Raw genomic sequence first — 17,054 nt, forward strand, 5'->3', positions numbered from 1 at the left:
GTCCACGGTGGGGTGACGCGTCCTCAGGCGCGCGCACATAGCGTTCAGTCATGGCCGCAACGCCTGGGCCGAGGGCCTGGTGAAGGGACCCACCGTTCACTGATCCGCTGTCCCGCGCTCCCGGAGGACCCCATGAACCGCATGCTCAAGGCCACCGCCGTCGCCGCGCTGTGCTGCACCGTCGCCGGAACCGGATACGTGGGTGTGGCGCAGGCCGCCGGACACGACGGCGGGGCGGACGGCAGCACTGTCAGGGCGACCCACGCGGGCAGCACGGGCCGGGTCGACTCCTTCGTCGGGGAGAAGAAGATCAGTGTGGAGGGGCATTCGGTGAACGTGTCCTGCGCGGGGCGGCAGACGGGGCGCAAGCCCGTGGTCATGCTGGTGGCGGGTCTGGGGGACGGCCTGGGCGCGATGGCGGACCTGCAGAGGACGCTGAGTGAGAAGAACCGGGTCTGCTCCTACGACCGGCTCGGTGAGGGCGGGAGTGACAAGCCGGAGGGTCCGCAGAGCATGGCGGACACGGGCCGGGTGCTGACCGGGGTGATCGACCGGGTGTCCGGTGACTCGCCTGTCGTGCTTGCCGGTCACTCGCTGGGTGGTCTGATCGCGGCCCGTTACGCTCCCGACCACCGTGACAAGGTCAAGGGTCTGGTTCTGATGGATGCCACCTCGTCGACGACGACGGCGGATGTGACCCGGGTGATCCCGGAGTCGGCCACCGGTGACGCGGGCGATCTGCGGGCGCAGACCATTGGGGTCATGCAGGGGCAGAACCCGGAGAACCTCGTCGTCCCCGACGGGAAGGTCCGGTCGGCGGGGTGGATCCCGGCCGAGGTCATCCGGCACGGGCAGCAGTACCTGGCCCAGTTCCCGGCCTACGGGCCCCGGTTGGAGGCCGACTGGACGAAGGGTCAGTACACGTGGACGACCGTGTCCCACCGCGGCACGATCCGCGTGGCGGAGAACAGCGGCCACTACATCTACGTAGACCGCAAGGACCTGGCCGTGAAGTCGATCCAGCGGGTCGCCGCCGAGGTCACGCAGCAGAACAACGGCCGGTGGGGGCACGAGGGGCGCTGACGGGAGCGATCCGGCCAACTCCCCCGTGCTGCAGGCGTTTACACGCCTCAGGAGATGCGTCGTGCTCCTAAGATCGTCACGTACGACCTATCGGGAGGGGCCGAGTGACCATCACAACCGCAGATACGAGTCGGCTCACCCTCGCGCTGGTCGGGGGGTATGCCGGTTCGGGCAAGTCGGAGGCCGGCAAGTTGCTCGCGGCGGCGACGGGGTGGGCGATGCTCGACAAGGACACGCTGAGCCGCCCCCTCACGGAACGGCTCCTGCAGGCCATGGGCGGTGACCCGGACGACCGGCACAGTCCCGCGTATCTGGAGCATGTCAGGCCACTGGAATACGAGTGCCTGATGAAGGCGGCCTGGGAGAACCTCGAGTGCGGCATCTCCGTCGTCCTGGTCGCACCCTTTCTCGCCGAGGCCGCCGACACCCAGTGGACCGGCCGGGTGGCGAGGCGGTGCCGTCGGCTGGGTGCCCGGTTCGAGGCGCTGTGGGTGGACAGCGACGTGGAGTCCATGCGGGAACGTCTGATCTCGCGCAACGCCTCGCGGGACACCTGGAAACTGGCTCACTGGTCGGCGTACGCGAACGGCATGGACCTCGATCTGCGCCCGGTCGTCTCTCATCATGTGATCGACAACCGCATCACCGCGTCCCGGCCCCTGGCCGAACAGTGCGAGTCCGTGGCACAGACACTGAGGGAGAGATCATGACCGCCGTCGCCCTCTACGGTCCGCCCACGGCGGGGAAGGACACCGTCACCGCGGCGCTGTCCGCCGTCGACCCCCGTTTCGAGCTGCTCACCAAGCTGAAACAGGGCACGGGCCGGTCGGCCGGGTACCGGTTCGTCACCGAGGACGAGCTGAACGATCTGCGTGCACAGAACCGTGTCCTGGTGGAGACCCGCCGCTACGGCAATGTCTACGCAGTCGACCGGCGTCTCCTCGAGGAGCCTCAGAAGCACGGACAGGTACCGGTGGTGCACATGGGGAACGTCACCGACCTGCGCACCTTGTTGTCCGACACGGGGACGAGGTGGTTGCGTGTGCTGCTCTGGGTGCCACGAGGGGTGTGCGAGACCCGGTCCAGGCTGCGCAACGACGCCGATACCGCGAAACGGCTGAAGGCCTGGGACGAGACCGCGCGGGACCTCCTCGACTCCGACCTGCGTGACCTTTTCGATGTGGTGGTTCGCACCGACGAGGTGGAGCCCGAACAGGCTGCCCGGAAGGTCGTGGCCGCTCTCGACGGTCCGGCCGTGCCCGCTCGCCTGCCCGACGAACTGCGGGCGGCCGTGGACCTCGTCACCTGACGCAACACGCCGTCACAAGCAGGAGGGGGATGCCTGTGGGAGCTGTCCGCACCATCGAGGAACTGGCGAGGATCGGCAGACAACGTACCGTCGCCGACCGCAGTGTTCACTTACGTCAGGAGGAGGTCGAGGCGGACCTTCTCCTCGACGTCGTCTCCGCGGCCCGGGTCACTCTCGAACGCGTCAGCATCGACGGAACGCTCACCGTCCGCTCCTGCCACATCGACGAACTGGTCATCGACCATGTGGAGGCGGACGCCGTCCTGGTGGCGAATTCGAGGATCGGGCGGCTGACCGTCCGTAACACCCCGATGGGCTGCGAGCTGATCATCACCGACACCTCGCTCGTCTCCGCCGCACTCCACTCCTGCGGTGCCACCCGGCTGGAGCGCCTGCGGGTCGAGGAGCTCCTGCAGATCAACGCGCTGCGCGGGGACGTGCACATCACCCAGGCCCGGCTGTCGGCTTTGGCGGTGAAGAGCCAGGTCACCGGGGGACGCCTCGGCCGCCCTCGGGTGGTCGCCCGCGCCGTGCGCGCTCGGGAGGACATCACCTTCGACGACCTCTGGCTGTCCGCGCTGGACCTGCGAGACGTGGAAGCGCAGGAACTGAACCTGCAACGGGTACGTCTGGACGAGCCTCTGCGGGCGACGGAGCTGCGGTGCAGCGAGTCGGTACGTGTGAACGGGCTGGTGATTCCTGCCGAGGACCACAGCACCATCAGCGACAGCACGGTGCGTGGCCCGGTGGAGGTGCGGGGACTGGAGACCCATGGCAGCGCACGCGACCGTGCGGAGGTGACCGCATGCCTCGCCCTCGACAACAGCACGGTCATGCGCCTGACGGCGACCTCGCGGGAGCCCATGGTGATCAGCCTCCGGGGAACCTCGGTCACCGACACTCTCGGGCTGCCCGGTGGCGGCTCGCGCTACAGCCTCGACGCGGCCTCCAGCGTCAGTGACATGGAACTCGCCGGCGAGGTCTTCCGGGACGGAGGCCAGATCGTCTCCTTCCTCGAACGTTCCTTCACCGAAGTGACCGGTACCGCCCTGGAGTCGGTTCGCTCGGCGCTGGCCAGGCGGAATCGGAACCGGGAGGTGGATCAGCTCTACTACCTCACCCGGCAACGCGAGGCCGCCCTGCTGCCCCTGCTGCGGCGCAGTGTCTCCCGCGGCATTGTCGGAGGCGTCCTCGGCTGGGGCGTACGGGCCCGCAATCCGGCGCGCTTCCTCATGGCGGGCATCCTCCTCACGGCCGCGGCACTCCATGTGGCCGGCCCGCTGCGTGACCCCGGCCAGGGAATGACGGATCCGGCGTCCGCGGGGAAGTCCCTGCTCCTGGCCCTCGCACTGTGGCTGAACGTCGGCACCGGCCTGCCGTCGGAACTCAAATCGAGCCAGTGGACGGCACTCGCTGTCGCGTTCGCCTCGGCGGGCCTGCTGTTCACCACACTGATCGTGGGCATCGTCATCCGCAAACTGGTCCGTTGAGAGGCGGCGGGTGGCCGGGTGACAGGCTGGAGTCATGGAGGAGAACATCGCGCCCGCGGTCACGTACGGGCTGCGGAACCGGACTTTTCTGATCACCGGTGGCAGCCGGGGTCTCGGGTTCGCCGTCGCACGTCTACTGGTGGCGGAAGGTGCCTCGGTCGCTCTCTGCGGACGGGACGCGGACCGGCTCGTGCGTGCGGCAGCCGAGTTGAGGAGCGAGAACGGCAGGGTGATCACGGGTGCCGTGGACGTCCTCGCGCCGGACGAGTTGGAGGACTTCACGGACAGGGCAGGGCGTGAGCTCGGCGGGCTCGACGGGTTGGTCGCCAATGTCGGCGGCAAGCGGGGCGGCGGACTGCTCGAATCCACACGCGAGGACTGGCAGGCGACCTGGGAGCTGAACGGTGGCCATGCGGTGCGGGCCGTACGGGCGGGGCTGCCGCATCTCCGTGCGGGCGGTTCCGTCGTCCTCGTCTCGTCCATCTCCGGCTGGAAACCCCGCTTTCCGGCACAGTACGGGGCTGCCAAGTCCGCTGAGATCTATCTGGCGGGGGCACTCTGCCAAGAACTGGCCCCCCACCGGGTCCGAGTGAACACCGTGAGCCCCGGATCCATCCTTCTGCCGGGGAAGAGCTGGGACCGCCTCCGTCAGCGGGATCCGGAGACCTACGCCGCCTACGCGGGCCGCAACCCGAGCGGGCGGCTCCTGAACGCGGAGGAGGTGGCCCGAGTGATCACGTTTCTGCTGTCACCTGCCTCGGGCGCCGTGAACGGGGCCCACATCCCGGTGGACGGCGGCCAGCCCCAGGCCGGTCTCGGTCCCACGCCGGGAGCAGGACCCGCGTGACAGGTGAACGGGTACTGCGTCGGCACCTTCGGTGGGTCTGACCGCACCCCCGGGCGTCCCTTGGGCGCGACGGCAGCGTGGGGCGCGAAAGGCGGCGGGGTTGGTGGGGGCGGCCTGACCTGCGGTGGTTCCGATCGGCAGTGCGGTGCTGCCCCGGGTGGCGTAGGTGGGGCTGGACCTGGGGGTGGAGGTACGGGTGGTGCCTTCCCCCTGGAGAGCTACGGGCAGTACCCACGGTGGGGTGACGACTTCCGGACGGGAAATTCATAGCGTTCAGTCATGGCCGCAGGGCTTGGGCCGAGGACCTGGTGAAGGGGTCCGCCGTTCGCTACCAGCTTCCCTGTTCGTCTTCGGAGGACTCCATGAACCGCATGCTCAAGGCCACCGCCGTCGCCGCCCTCTGCTGCACCGTCGCCGGTACGGGTTACGCCGGTGTGGCGCAGGCGAAGGGGCATGGCGGCGGGGCGGCGTACGAGAGCGCGGCGTGGGGCAAGCACACGGGTCACGTCGGTCGCGGGGAGTCCTTCGTCGGGGAGAAGAAGATCAGTGTGGAGGGGCATTCGGTGAACGTGTCCTGCGGGGGGTGGCAGAGCGACCGTAAGCCGGTGGTGGTGCTGGTGGCGGGTCTGGGGGACGGCCTGGGCGCGATGGCGGACCTGCAGAGGACGCTGAGCGCCAAGAACCGGGTCTGCTCCTACGACCGGCTCGGTGAGGGCGGGAGTGACAAGCCGGAGGGTCCGCAGAGCATGGCGGACACGGGCCGGGTGCTGACCGGGGTGATCGACCGGGTGTCCGGTGACTCGCCTGTCGTGCTTGCCGGTCACTCGCTGGGTGGTCTGATCGCGGCCCGTTACGCTCCCGACCACCGTGACAAGGTCAAGGGTCTGGTTCTGATGGATGCCACCTCGTCGACGACGACGGCGGATGTGACCCGGGTGATCCCGGAGTCGGCCACCGGTGACGCGGGCGATCTGCGGGCGCAGACGATCGCCGTGATGCAGGGGCAGAACCCGGAGAACCTCGTCGTCCCCGACGGGAAGGTCCGGTCGGCGGGGTGGATCCCGGCCGAGGTCATCCGGCACGGGCAGCAGTACCTGGCCCAGTTCCCGGCCTACGGGCCCCGGTTGGAGGCCGACTGGACGAAGGGTCAGTACGCGTGGATGGGGGTTTCGTATCGCAGCACGATCCGTACGGCCGCGAACAGCGGGCACTACATCTACGTCGACCGCAAGGACCTGGCCGTGAAGTCGATCCAGCGGGTCGCCGCCGAGGTCACGCAGCGGAACGGTGGCTGGTGGGGGCACGAGGGGCGCTGACCACCGCGCGTCACCGGTTCCACGCCCGTGCCCGTGCCCACGTCGACGGGGCACGGGCACAGCCGTACGTGCGCTCCGTCAGTGGGTGGAGGCGTACGGCAGGAAGGCCGTCCAAGCGGTGGGGGCGAGGGCGAGCCGGGGTCCGGTGGGGTTCTTCGAGTCGCGGATGAGGATGCGGCCGCGGATGGGGGCGACTTCGACGCAGTCGGGGCCCTCGTCGGTGCTGTAGCTGCTCTTGACCCAGGCGATTTCGACGCAGGATGGGGTATCGGCTCCGCTGTAGCCGCTCTTTATCCACTTGGGGCCGTGCCCGTCTCTGGGGGCGGGGGCCAAGGTCATGTCTCCTCCAAAACTTTCTCGACGAAGGTCAGCGACTCGCGTGGCGTGAGCGCCTGAGCACGGATGTTGCCATAGCGGATCTCCAGCAGTTGAACCTGTTTCGGGTCGGCGATCACTCGGCTGATGTGCTGAACCTCCGCGTGCCCCACCGTGGAGCCGTCGTTCAACCTGAGGAGCCGGAAGGAGCCGGCCAGTCCCGAATTCTCTTCCAGGCTCAAGGGGAGCACCTGGAGGTCGACGTTACGGAACTGGGCCACTTCCAGCAGGTGTTCGAGCTGGTTGCGCATGACCAGTCTGCCGCCAATGGGGCGCCGCAGCGTCGATTCGCACTGGACGAAGCTGAATACGGGCCGTCCGGTGGTGCCGCTGACGATTGCTTGACGGCCCAGCCGAGCGGCTGCTCGTTGCTCCAACTCGTCCTCGGTGAACGCCGGACGGCGTGCACCGAAGACGGCCCGTGCGTACTCCTCCGTCTGCAACAGCCCATGCACCACGGAGTTGTTGTAGGCGCACAGCTCGACGGCCTCGGCCTCCAGCTTTTTGAGGTCCCGTACCTTCTTCGGGTAGCGGGCCTCTGCCACGTCCCCCTTCATCGCGGAGATCTTGCCGCCCGCGCCCAGGACCTCGTCCGCCGCGTCCAGGTACTCGGGGCGCGGGATGCGCCGGCCCCGTTCCACGGACGAGACCAGCTCCAGCCCGTACCCGATCGCCGTCCCGAACTCCGCCTGGGTCATCCCGGCGGCCTCGCGCCAGAGCTTCAACTGGCGCACCACCGCCCGCATCACCGCGTTGAACTCGTCGTCCTCCGGCTCAACATCCCAGTCGCTCATCGCCCACCGCCCCTGCCCTCCGCCGAACCTCTGTGTACAACTGCGGCCGTGCACGGTCCGTCACCACGGACGGACCGGACGGAAACCGGACCGGGCCCGTACGGTCGCGCTCCGCACGGCCACCGACTCTTCACAGAGTAAGCACGTTTGAACACGCTGAGTGACATGAGTGATGACATCACCCGAACCAGCAATTCCGCTACGGCGGCACCGGCACCGGCACCGGAACCGGAACCGGAACCGGCACCGGCGGTACGCCGTTTCTCCGTGCCGTTGTCCGCGACACGGCGCGGAGCCCGGTTGGCGAGGCTGCTCGCGGTGGAGCAACTCGCCGAATGGGACCTGCCGTTGGACCCGGGCCGGCTGATCGTGGCGGAGTTGGCGAGCAATGCGGTGCTGCACGGCCGGGTGCCGGGCCGCAGCTTCCGCCTCACGCTGACGCTCGCCGCACCGGCGACGCTCCGCATCGAGGTGACGGACGCGCGCGGCGACCAACTGCCCGTGAGCCCCCGGGAGACCGTCGACACACAGGCGGAGTCGGGCTACGGGCTGCTGCTCGTCGAGGGGCTCGCCGACCGCTGGGGCGTACGGTGCGGGCCAGTGCCGTCGAAGACGGTGTGGGCGGAGGTGAATCTGAGGGGCTGAGGCACTGAGTACCGCCCGCTGGGGAGCTGACCGGCGCCCGGCCGACCGGAGCCCGGAAACGCGGGATGCGGTGGTGTGGTGGACGGAGGCGCGGGCGGTCGAGGAGTAGGAACGTGGGGGAAAGAACCCTTCCCACCTGCCAAACCTGCTGTGTGTCACTCGGGTGGGTGAAAGCGGCGGGGTGGCTGGCGCGGGGGTGTGCGGGCAGGGCAGTCTCGGCCCTGACTGGCCGTCCACAACCGACCGTTCACATGGGGCTCCGGGCGAGCCGGTGACCTGCGGGTCCGAGGAACTCCCGGCTGCCCCGGACTCTTCGGCCGACCCGGGCACCCCGGCCGCCTCCGAGGTCGCGGCGGACGCCGCCCCGTCCGTCGCCCCGCCCCGTCGCAGCCCGCGGCACGGTGAGGCCGTCACGCTCCTCGCCCGGCTGCGTCGTATCGACGACCGGCTCGTCCTTTCCTTCGGGACGTGGACCGGCTCGCGGACGCGGCCGTGCCCTGGCTCGACTGCGGGCTCAGCTCCACGGGCGGGCTCCGCGGCCGATCCGGGGTGGCAATCGCTGAGACGGTGGGATGTGCGACGCCGAAGGGTGCCGCCGGAGTGCCCCGCCCGACTTCGCGTCGGTAAAGGCACGGGTCCCACGGGCGTAGCGTGGATGGTATGACGACGTACGGATCCTTTCCGGGTACGCGGCCCCGGCGTCTGCGTACCACCCCGGCCATGCGCCGCATGGTCGCCGAGACCCGGCTGCATCCGGCCGACCTCATCCTTCCCGCGTTCGTGCGCGAGGGTGCCCGGGAGCCCGTGCCCGTCCGGGCGATGCCCGGAGTCGTGCAGCACACCCGGGACAGCCTGCGCAAGGCCGCGGTCGAGGCCGTGGAGGCCGGCATCTCCGGGATCATGCTGTTCGGCGTGCCCGAGGAGGACAGGAAGGACGCCGTCGGCACCGCCGGCACCGATCCCGACGGAGTTCTCCAGGTCGCGCTGCGCGACGTGCGGGCGGAGGTCGGTGACGAACTGATCGTCATGTCCGACCTGTGCCTGGACGAGTTCACCGACCACGGCCACTGCGGTGTCCTCGACGCCGAGGGCCGCGTCGACAACGACGCCACGCTCGAGCGCTACGCCGAGATGGCCCAGGTGCAGGCCGACGCCGGAGCCCATGTCGTCGGTCCCAGCGGCATGATGGACGGGCAGATCGGCGTCATCCGCGACGCCCTCGACCAGATCGGGCGCGAGGACGTCTCCGTCCTCGCCTACACCGCGAAGTACTCCTCCGCCTTCTACGGCCCGTTCCGGGAGGCGGTCGGCTCCTCCCTCAAGGGCGACCGCAAGACCTACCAGCAGGACCCGGCGAACATCGGCGAGTCCCTGCGGGAGCTGGCCCTCGATCTGGAGGAGGGCGCCGACATGGTCATGGTCAAACCGGCCGGGCCCTACCTCGACATCGTCGCGCGGGTCGCCGAGGCGTGCGACGTGCCGGTGGCGGCGTACCAGATCTCCGGCGAGTACTCGATGATCGAGGCCGCGGCGGAGAAGGGCTGGATCGACCGGGACGCGGCGATCATGGAGTCCCTGCTCGGCATCAGGCGCGCGGGGGCGCGGAACATCCTGACGTACTGGGCGGTCGAGGTCGCCCACCGGCTGCGCTGAGAGCGCACACAGCGAAGCGCTCGCCGGGCCGGTTCGGCCGACGGGCTGGGGATGCCGTTCTCGCGCCGGGGCGCGGCCCGAGGTGGCCGCGCCCGTGCGGGGCTGATCAGTGCTCCAGGGCGTTGCTCATCTCGCTCTGCCAGTACGTCACCTTCAGCGAGTCGTCGACGAAGACGCCGCCCGAGGGCAGGGTCGCGGTGCCCATGGTGCCGTCGTCGAAGGGGATGCTCAGGGTCTTCACTGTGTGGCCGTTGCTGCCGCTGCCGTCGGCGGACGCCAGCGCGACCGCCGCGTACCCGGAGCCGCCCGGGGCCAGCACCACCGTCGACTGCGGCTGGGACGCCTTGATGACCGGCGGTACGGACTGGGCGTCGCCGAACCTCGCCATCGGGTAGGCGGGCAGGACGCAGGGCTTCGAGCCGTGGTTGGTGGCGGTGAGCAGCAGGTGGTTGAGCGGGCGGTTCACCTTCGAGGCGGTGAACCGCACGGTGGACGAGGAGCACTTCGCGGGCTTGCCGCTGTCCTGCTTGCCGGCGCTTTGCCCGGCGCTCTGTCCGGAGGCGGAACTTCCCTTGCCGGAGCCCCCCGAGCCGGAGGCACGGGTACCGCTTCCGTTCGCGGAGCCGCTCCCGGCGTTCGCACCGCTCGTACCCTTCGAGGCGGAGGAACCGGAGTCGGTCCCCGACCCGTCGGTACCGGACGACGTGTCCTGCAGGGCGGAGCTGCCCGCCGAGGTGTTCGACGAGGTGCCCGACGAGGTCGAGCCGGCCGAGCTGGTCTGCGTACCGGTGCCGTCCTCACAGGCCGTCAGGGCGAACGCGGCCACCGCGATCGTGGCGGCCGCCAGCAGCCGGGTGCGGGGGGTGCGGAAGGAGGCGCGGGAGGCGGTGCGGGAAGCGGTGCGGGTACGAGCGGACATGGCTGAACTCCTGTAGGGCGAGGGGGAACCGGGTGCCGCTCGACCGGGTGCCGGGAGCGGCGTGCTTGGATGACCACAGCTTGGGTCAGCAGTCGTCCCAGTGGCCACAGCCGCCGCCGGATACGGGACAATGGAACGCCAAGAGTGGCCCTGACCTGGGGGAACAGTGATCGGCTGGAATGCGCGTCCGGGACGCGAGGAGAGGGAGAAACGGTGGCGGGGGACGATTTCGCCGAACTGCTGCGCACGCTGAAGGAGCGTTCGGGGCTCAGTTACGGGGTGCTCGGCAAACGACTGCACATGAGTGCCTCGACGCTGCACCGGTATGTGAACGGTGACGTCGTACCGGTGGAGTACGCGCCCGTCGAGCGCCTGGCCCGCGTGTGCCGGGCGACGCCCGAGGAACTCCTCGAACTGCACCGCCGGTGGGTGCGGGCGGACGCGCTGCGCGGAGTGAAGGGGGAGGCGGGGACGGGGACGAGTCCGGGTCCGGGGACAGCTTCTTCTGCGGCGCCGGATGCCGCGAAGGCTCCGGAGGCGGCCGCCCCCGCCGAGGCTCCGAAGACCGCGAGTGCCCCGGCTGCGTCGGACGTGCCCGACACCGCCGCCCCCGGAGGGACGGACGCGGACGCCGCCGCCAACCCTGACGCCGACTCCACCGTCTCCGAGTTCCACGATCCCGTCACCCGGCTCGCCCCCACCGGCTCCGGCTCGGGCGCCCGCCCCCGCCGCCCGCGGCGGACCGCGCTGCTCGCCGGGGGCGGGGTCGCCGCCGTCGCCGCCGTGGCGCTGCTCGTCAGCCTGCTGCCGGGCGACGGCGGCCGGGGGACCGGGGACACGAAGGGAGCCGCGGCCACCGTCTCCTCCGAGCGCTCCCCCTCGCACGCCACCCGCAAGGCGTCCCGGAGCGCGAGCACCTCGCCCTCGCCGACCTCCTCCCGGAAGCACACGGCGTCACCGAAGGCCACCACGTCCCGCGCCGCCGGTCCGGGCGGCTCGGGCGGTTCCGGCGGTTCCGGTGAGTCCAGTGGCGTACCGCTCGCGGTGACCACCAACCCGTACTACTGGGACGCGCCCTGCGAGCAGTCCTTCCTGGTGGACCGCCGCCCGGAGAACGTCCCTCCGCCGCCCGTGCAGCAGAACGTCGTCGGCTGGATCACCCCGTTCGACGGGGTCGCCGCCGACAGCCAGATGGTCTCCCTCACCATCCAGGGCACGGGTCACGAGACCGTGGTCCTGCGCGAGCTGCACGTGCGGGTGGTGAGCAGCAACCCGCCGCTCGGCTGGTCCAAGTACGCGATGGGCATCGGCTGCGGCGGCGGGGTGGACACCAAGTCCTTCGACGTCTCTCTCGACCAGGGCAATCCGCTGGCCATGCCGATCGGGGGGCAGCGCAACTTCCCCTACCGGGTGAGCGAGTCGGACCCCGAGGTGTTCTTCGTCAACGCGCACACCAGCGGTCACGACGTCCGCTGGTACCTGGAGCTGGACTGGTCCAGCGGCACCCGCAAGGGCACCCTCCGCATCGACGACCACGGCCGCCCGTTCCGTACGAGCGCGGGCGAGAAGTCCTACTACGCCTACGCGCTGACCGGTGACGGCGGCTGGGAACGGGTGGAGGACCCGACCTGAGCGACGACACCGGCAGGCACCGGCAGGGGTTATCAGGCTGACCCGCCGGCCGGCCGGCCGGCCCGCTGACCCGCCGGCCGGACCCGTCCGGTCAGCCGTTCGTGCCGAACCACGTCTCCGCCAGGATGTCCAGCCTCGGCTCCGCGGGGGTCGGCAACTCGCTGAAGTAGAACGGCAGATCGCAGTACAGGTGCAGCAGCAGGTACGCCAGCATCTGGTCCGGGTCGAACGGATCGCGTCCGTACGCCCGGAAGAACCGCCGCATCTGCCGCGGCTGCCCGTACGTGACGAACGCGCCGACGCTGGCGAAGTCGTACGCCGGGTCGCCGATCAGCGCCGTCTCGAAGTCGAACAGGCCCGTCAGGCGCCAGTTCTCGCGCGGTGCGACGGTCAGGTGTTCGCGCATGAACTCGGTGTGCAGCAGCACGCGTTCGTCCGTGACGGGCAGCCGTACCGAGTTCAGGAAGTCGGGGATCTGCTCCAGCCACACCCGGGGCACGGGCTTGGAGCTGTGCAGTTTCATGGCCTCCACGCGCCGCTGGGCGACGAAGTCCTCCCAGTCGAGCGGGGGGAGGGCGCCTTTCAGCGGGGTGATGTCCATCTTGTGCAGTGAGGCCAGCACCTCGCCGGCCTCACTGATCAGCCGGTCCTTGTCGGCGGGCGGGATCCGGTGCCAGCCGCGGGCCATGTCGATGCCGGGCAGGCGCGTCATCATCACGTAGCGCCAGCCGTTCACGTACTCGTTCGTGGTGATCAAGCGGGGCGTCTCGACGGGCAGCTGGCGCCACAGATGGTCGAGCACGACCGCCTCGAAGGAGGACTTCGAGGCCTGGATGCCCGGGTAGAACTTGAACACCATGTCGTCCCCGACCGCGAACACCGGCAGGGAGCCGTCCTCGAAGTGGACCACCGGCGCCCCGTAGAGCCCCAGTTGGTGCACCAGTTCCCGGCAGGCGGCACGCACCAGTTTCTCGTCGGCGCACACCGCGTCCAGTTCGTCGAATGTGTCCACCTTGGGCAACATGCGCGGCAGCTTACGACTCCCGGCGGCGTTCGTATGGAGAGAACAAGAGTTGTGTAGCTCGCCCGGGTTGTTCGTGCCCGAACCGCTTGCGCGGGTGCCGGAAACCGTGCTCACGGCGGGCAGGCCACCAGGACGACGGGTACGGGACGACGGAGGGGCGGCACCGCCGCGGTGCCGCCCCTCCCCGTACGAACCGTGCGACCCCGTGTCGCTCAGAGCCGCTCGGGCGTCCGGATGCCCAGCAGCGCCATGCCCCGATGGAGCGTCCGCGCCGTCACGTCGCACAGGAAGAGCCGGTTCTCCACCTGCGCCGGCGACTCGGCCTTCAGCACCGGGCACTTGTCGTAGAACGTCGTGTACAGCGACGCGAGCTGGTACAGGTACGCGGTCAGCTTGTGCGGGGCGTACTCCGCCGCCGCGTCGGCGACCGTCTCCGCGAACGCGTCGACGTGCAGTCCGAGCGCCCGCTCCGCCGGTGCCAGTTCCAGCTCCGGGTGCGCGGCCGGGGCCACGTCCCCCGCCTTGCGCAGGATCGACTGGATACGGGCGTACGCGTACTGCAGGTACACGCTGGTGTCGCCGTTCAGCGACACCATCTGGTCCAGGTCGAACTTGTAGTCCCGGTTCGCCGACGTCGACAGGTCCGCGTACTTCACCGCGCCGATGCCCAGCTGGGCACCCCGCTCGGTGATCTCCGCCTCCGACAGCTCCCGCGCCTTCTCCCGGACGACGGCCGCGGCGCGCTCCACCGCCTCGTCCAGCAGGTCCACCAGCCGCACCGTCTCGCCCTCACGGGTCTTGAACGGCTTGCCGTCCGCGCCCAGCACCGTGCCGAACGCGAGCTGGTGCGCCGTGACGTCCTCGCCCAGCCAGCCGGCCCGGCGCGCGGTCTCGAAGACCATCTTGAAGTGCAGCGACTGCCGCGCGTCCACGACGTACAGCAGCGTGCTCGCCTTCAGCCGGAAGACGCGGTCGCGGATCGCCGAGAGGTCGGTGGCCGCGTAGCCGTAGCCACCGTCGGACTTCTGCACGATCAGCGGGACCGGGTTGCCGTCCGGGCCCTTGACGTCGTCGAAGAACACGCACAGCGCGCCCTCCGAGCGCACCGCGACGCCGGACTCCTCCAACAGGCGGCAGGTCTCGGCGAGCATGTCGTTGTAGCCGGACTCGCCGACGATGTCCTCGTCCTGGATCTCCATGTCCAGCTTGTCGAAGACGGAGAAGAAGTAGATCTTCGACTCGTCGACGAACTTCTGCCAGGTGGCGAGCGTGTGCGCGTCCCCCGCCTGGAGGTCGACCACCCGGCGCCGGGCGCGGGTCCCGAACTCCTTGTCGGAGTCGAACAGCGCGCGCGCCGCCTTGTAGAGGCGGTCCAGGTTGGACATCGCCTCCTGGCCGCTCGCCTCGGACACCTCGGACACCTCGGAGGCTTGGTGGTCCAGCTCCCCGGGGTGCTCGTCCAGGTACTGGATCAGCATGCCGAACTGGGTGCCCCAGTCGCCGATGTGGTGCCGGCGCACGACGTTCTCGCCGGTGAACTCCAGCAACTGGACCACCGAGTCGCCGATCACCGCGGACCGCAGATGGCCGACGTGCATCTCCTTGGCCACGTTGGGCTGCGCGTAGTCGACGACCGTCGTGCCCGGCCGCTCCGCGCGCGGCACGCCGAGCCGGCCCTCGGGGTCGGCGGCCCGTGCCGCGAGGTTCCGCACGATCGCCCCGTCAGTGACCGTGATGTTCAGGAAGCCGGGCCCGGAGACCTCGACGTCCGCGATCACCTCGCCGCCGCCGGTCACGATGTGTGAGACGACCTGCGTCGCCAGCTCCCGCGGGTTCGCCTTCTCCTTCTTCGCGAGCGCCAGGATCCCGTTGGCCTGGTAGTCCGCCCGGTCGCTTCGTCGCAGCAGCGGGTCCGCGCCGGCGGCCTGGGGCAGGGCGGCCGAGAGGGCGGACGACAGGTGCTGCTGGACGGAGTCGCTGAGGGACGTGACCGAGGTCATAGGAAGGGGTGCCGTTCTCCTCGAGGGATCGGATGGGCACGCCCAGTATCCCATGGGGGTAAAGCGGTTTTCCCGGTCGCGCCCAGGGATGGGAAGATGGAGACGCCCATCAAATGGACCGGAAATCAAGAGGACGTGCCGAACGTGGCTCAGAGCAGCGAGACCACCGACTGGGTCTCCCGTTTCGCGGACGAGGTCATCGCGTCGTCGGAGCGCCGCGCCCCCGGGAAACCCGTTGTGGTCGCGTCCGGGCTCTCCCCGTCCGGCCCCATCCACCTGGGCAACCTCCGCGAGGTCATGACCCCGCACCTGGTCGCCGACGAGGTCCGCCGTCGCGGGTACGAGGTCCGGCACCTGATCTCCTGGGACGACTACGACCGCTACCGCAAGGTGCCGGCCGGCGTCCCCGGGGTCGACGAGACCTGGGCCGAGCACATCGGCAGGCCGCTCACCTCGGTGCCGGCGCCGCGCGGCTCGGCGCACCCCAACTGGGCCGAGCACTTCAAGGCCGCGATGACCGCCTCGCTGGCCGAGCTCGGCGTGGAGTTCGACGGGATCAGCCAGACGGCGCAGTACACCTCCGGCGCCTACCGCGCGCAGATCCTGCACGCGATGAAGCACCGCGGCGACATCGACGCGATCCTCGACCAGTACCGCACCAAGAAGACCCCCGCCAAGCCGCAGCAGAAGCAGCTGGACGAGGCCGAGCTGGAGGCCGCCGAGGGTTCCGGCGCCGCCGCCGAGGACGACGGCAGCTCCGGCAGCGCCGGCTATTTCCCGTACAAGCCGTACTGCGGCAACTGCGAGAAGGACCTCACCACCGTCACGGCGTACGACGACGACACCACCGAGCTGTCGTACACCTGCACGGCGTGCGGGCACACCGAGACCGTCCGGCTCGACGAGTTCGACCGCGGCAAGCTGGTCTGGAAGGTCGACTGGCCGATGCGCTGGGCCCACGAGGGCGTGATCTTCGAGCCGAGCGGCGTCGACCACTCCTCGCCGGGCTCCTCGTTCCAGGTCGGCAAGGAGATCGTCGGCATCTTCGGCGGCGAGCGGCCGATCGGCCCCATGTACGCCTTCGTCGGCATCTCCGGCATGGCCAAGATGTCGTCGTCGAAGGGCGGCGTGCCCACCCCGGCCGACGCCCTGCGGATCATGGAGCCGCAGCTGCTGCGCTGGCTCTACGCCCGGCGCCGGCCCAACCAGTCCTTCAAGATCGCCTTCGACCAGGAGATCCAGCGGCTCTACGACGAGTGGGACAGGCTGGCGGCCAAGGTCGCCGACGGCTCCGCGCTGCCGGGGGACGTCGCCGCGTACACGCGTGCCGTCGGCACCGCCGCCGGTGAGCTGCCGCGGACGCCGCGCCCGCTGCCGTACCGGACGCTCGCCTCGGTGGCCGACGTCACCGCAGGCCACCAGGACCAGGCGCTGCGCATCCTCTCCGACCTCGACCCGGCGCACCCGCTGCGCTCCCTGGACGAGGCCCGGCCCCGCTACGACCGGGCCGAGGCGTGGATCAACACGCACGTCCCGGCCGACCAGCGCACGATCGTGCGCTCCGAGCCCGACGCCGAGCGGCTGAAGTCGCTCGACGAGCGGGACCGGCAGTCGCTGCGGCTGCTGCTCGACGGACTGGACGACCACTGGTCGCTGGACGGGCTGACGCACCTGGTCTACGGAGTGCCGAAGGTGCAGGCGGGCTTCCCGGCCGACGCGACGCCGAAGGAACTCCCGGCGGAGATCAAGACCGCCCAGCGCACGTTCTTCGCGCTGCTGTACGAGCTGCTGGTCGGGCGGGACACGGGACCGCGGCTCCCGACGCTGCTCCTGGCGGTGGGCCAGCAGCGGGTACGGACGCTGCTGGGGGAGTAGGGGTACGGCGTGTTGCCCCCTCCGGGGGGCTTCATGGCCCGGAAGGCGCCCTGCTCCCCGGGGGTGGGGGCGCCCTGGAGCTCGAAGGCTTG

Annotated in this window: 15 protein-coding genes; 10 read left to right on the top strand and 5 right to left on the bottom strand. The window is 70.2% G+C overall.

All coding sequences use genetic code 11. The annotated features are described in order from the left end of the window. The first annotated feature begins 132 nt into the window (after positions 1 to 132). The 6 genes from QFZ64_RS19895 (at position 133) to QFZ64_RS19920 (ending at position 6,045) form a co-directional block, all read left to right on the top strand. On the top strand, positions 133 to 1,083 hold the full coding sequence (locus tag QFZ64_RS19895) for an alpha/beta hydrolase (protein WP_307067622.1): 951 nt from the start codon (positions 133 to 135) through the stop codon (positions 1,081 to 1,083). A 104-nt stretch (positions 1,084 to 1,187) separates the two neighbouring features. Then, positions 1,188 to 1,793, top strand: a complete 606-nt coding sequence (locus QFZ64_RS19900; RefSeq protein ID WP_307067624.1) for an AAA family ATPase — start codon at positions 1,188 to 1,190, stop codon at positions 1,791 to 1,793. Then, the gene (locus QFZ64_RS19905) at positions 1,790 to 2,392 is read left to right on the top strand and encodes a guanylate kinase (RefSeq protein WP_307067626.1); all 603 of its coding nucleotides are present in this window, start codon (positions 1,790 to 1,792) and stop codon (positions 2,390 to 2,392) included. Before QFZ64_RS19900 ends, QFZ64_RS19905 begins: the two co-directional genes overlap by 4 nt. Before the next feature lie 29 nt (positions 2,393 to 2,421). Further along, positions 2,422 to 3,882, top strand: a complete 1,461-nt coding sequence (locus tag QFZ64_RS19910; protein WP_307067628.1) for a hypothetical protein — start codon at positions 2,422 to 2,424, stop codon at positions 3,880 to 3,882. A gap of 34 nt (positions 3,883 to 3,916) precedes the next feature. After that, positions 3,917 to 4,729: an SDR family NAD(P)-dependent oxidoreductase gene (locus tag QFZ64_RS19915; RefSeq protein WP_307067629.1), complete on the top strand. Its 813-nt coding sequence runs from the start codon at positions 3,917 to 3,919 to the stop codon at positions 4,727 to 4,729. A gap of 362 nt (positions 4,730 to 5,091) precedes the next feature. After that, positions 5,092 to 6,045, top strand: a complete 954-nt coding sequence (locus QFZ64_RS19920; RefSeq protein WP_307067631.1) for an alpha/beta fold hydrolase — start codon at positions 5,092 to 5,094, stop codon at positions 6,043 to 6,045. Positions 6,046 to 6,123: 78 nt separating this feature from the next. On the opposite strand, the gene QFZ64_RS19925 is transcribed toward QFZ64_RS19920, so the two are convergent. Next, complete coding sequence (locus QFZ64_RS19925) at positions 6,124 to 6,384, bottom strand: DUF397 domain-containing protein (protein ID WP_307067632.1); 261 nt, start codon at positions 6,382 to 6,384, stop codon at positions 6,124 to 6,126. Further along, entirely contained in the window at positions 6,381 to 7,214 is an 834-nt protein-coding gene (locus tag QFZ64_RS19930; RefSeq protein ID WP_307067634.1) for a helix-turn-helix transcriptional regulator, read from the bottom strand. Before QFZ64_RS19930 ends, QFZ64_RS19925 begins: the two co-directional genes overlap by 4 nt. A 165-nt stretch (positions 7,215 to 7,379) precedes the next feature. Here QFZ64_RS19930 and QFZ64_RS19935 point away from each other — a divergent pair, with 165 nt between their 5' ends. Together QFZ64_RS19935 and hemB are read left to right on the top strand one after the other, a co-directional pair. Further along, the gene (locus QFZ64_RS19935; RefSeq protein ID WP_307067636.1) at positions 7,380 to 7,859 is read left to right on the top strand and encodes an ATP-binding protein; all 480 of its coding nucleotides are present in this window, start codon (positions 7,380 to 7,382) and stop codon (positions 7,857 to 7,859) included. 660 nt (positions 7,860 to 8,519) lie between these two features. Further along, positions 8,520 to 9,512, top strand: a complete 993-nt coding sequence (gene hemB, locus QFZ64_RS19940) for a porphobilinogen synthase (RefSeq protein WP_307067638.1) — start codon at positions 8,520 to 8,522, stop codon at positions 9,510 to 9,512. 106 nt (positions 9,513 to 9,618) lie between these two features. On the opposite strand, the gene QFZ64_RS19945 is transcribed toward hemB, so the two are convergent. Beyond that, positions 9,619 to 10,431 carry a DUF4232 domain-containing protein gene (locus QFZ64_RS19945; protein ID WP_307067640.1) on the bottom strand — a complete coding sequence of 271 codons (813 nt, stop codon included), beginning with the start codon at positions 10,429 to 10,431 and terminating at the stop codon, positions 9,619 to 9,621. A 213-nt stretch (positions 10,432 to 10,644) separates the two neighbouring features. On the opposite strand from QFZ64_RS19945, the gene QFZ64_RS19950 reads away from it, so the two are divergent. Beyond that, entirely contained in the window at positions 10,645 to 12,063 is a 1,419-nt protein-coding gene (locus QFZ64_RS19950; protein ID WP_307067642.1) for a helix-turn-helix transcriptional regulator, read from the top strand. Between the two features lie 91 nt (positions 12,064 to 12,154). Here the strand turns inward: QFZ64_RS19950 and QFZ64_RS19955 are convergent, their stop codons facing one another. After that, positions 12,155 to 13,087, bottom strand: a complete 933-nt coding sequence (locus tag QFZ64_RS19955) for a phosphotransferase family protein (protein WP_307067644.1) — start codon at positions 13,085 to 13,087, stop codon at positions 12,155 to 12,157. 212 nt (positions 13,088 to 13,299) lie between these two features. Then, positions 13,300 to 15,087, bottom strand: coding sequence for an arginine--tRNA ligase (argS, locus tag QFZ64_RS19960; RefSeq protein ID WP_307067646.1), 1,788 nt, complete (start codon positions 15,085 to 15,087; stop codon positions 13,300 to 13,302). A gap of 135 nt (positions 15,088 to 15,222) precedes the next feature. Here argS and lysS point away from each other — a divergent pair, with 135 nt between their 5' ends. Then, positions 15,223 to 16,962 carry a lysine--tRNA ligase gene (gene lysS / locus QFZ64_RS19965; protein WP_307071775.1) on the top strand — a complete coding sequence of 580 codons (1,740 nt, stop codon included), beginning with the start codon at positions 15,223 to 15,225 and terminating at the stop codon, positions 16,960 to 16,962. Positions 16,963 to 17,054: the final 92 nt, after the last annotated feature.

Origin of the sequence: Streptomyces sp. B3I8 (genome assembly GCF_030816915.1) — a bacterium.
In the GTDB taxonomy this organism is placed as follows: domain Bacteria; phylum Actinomycetota; class Actinomycetes; order Streptomycetales; family Streptomycetaceae; genus Streptomyces.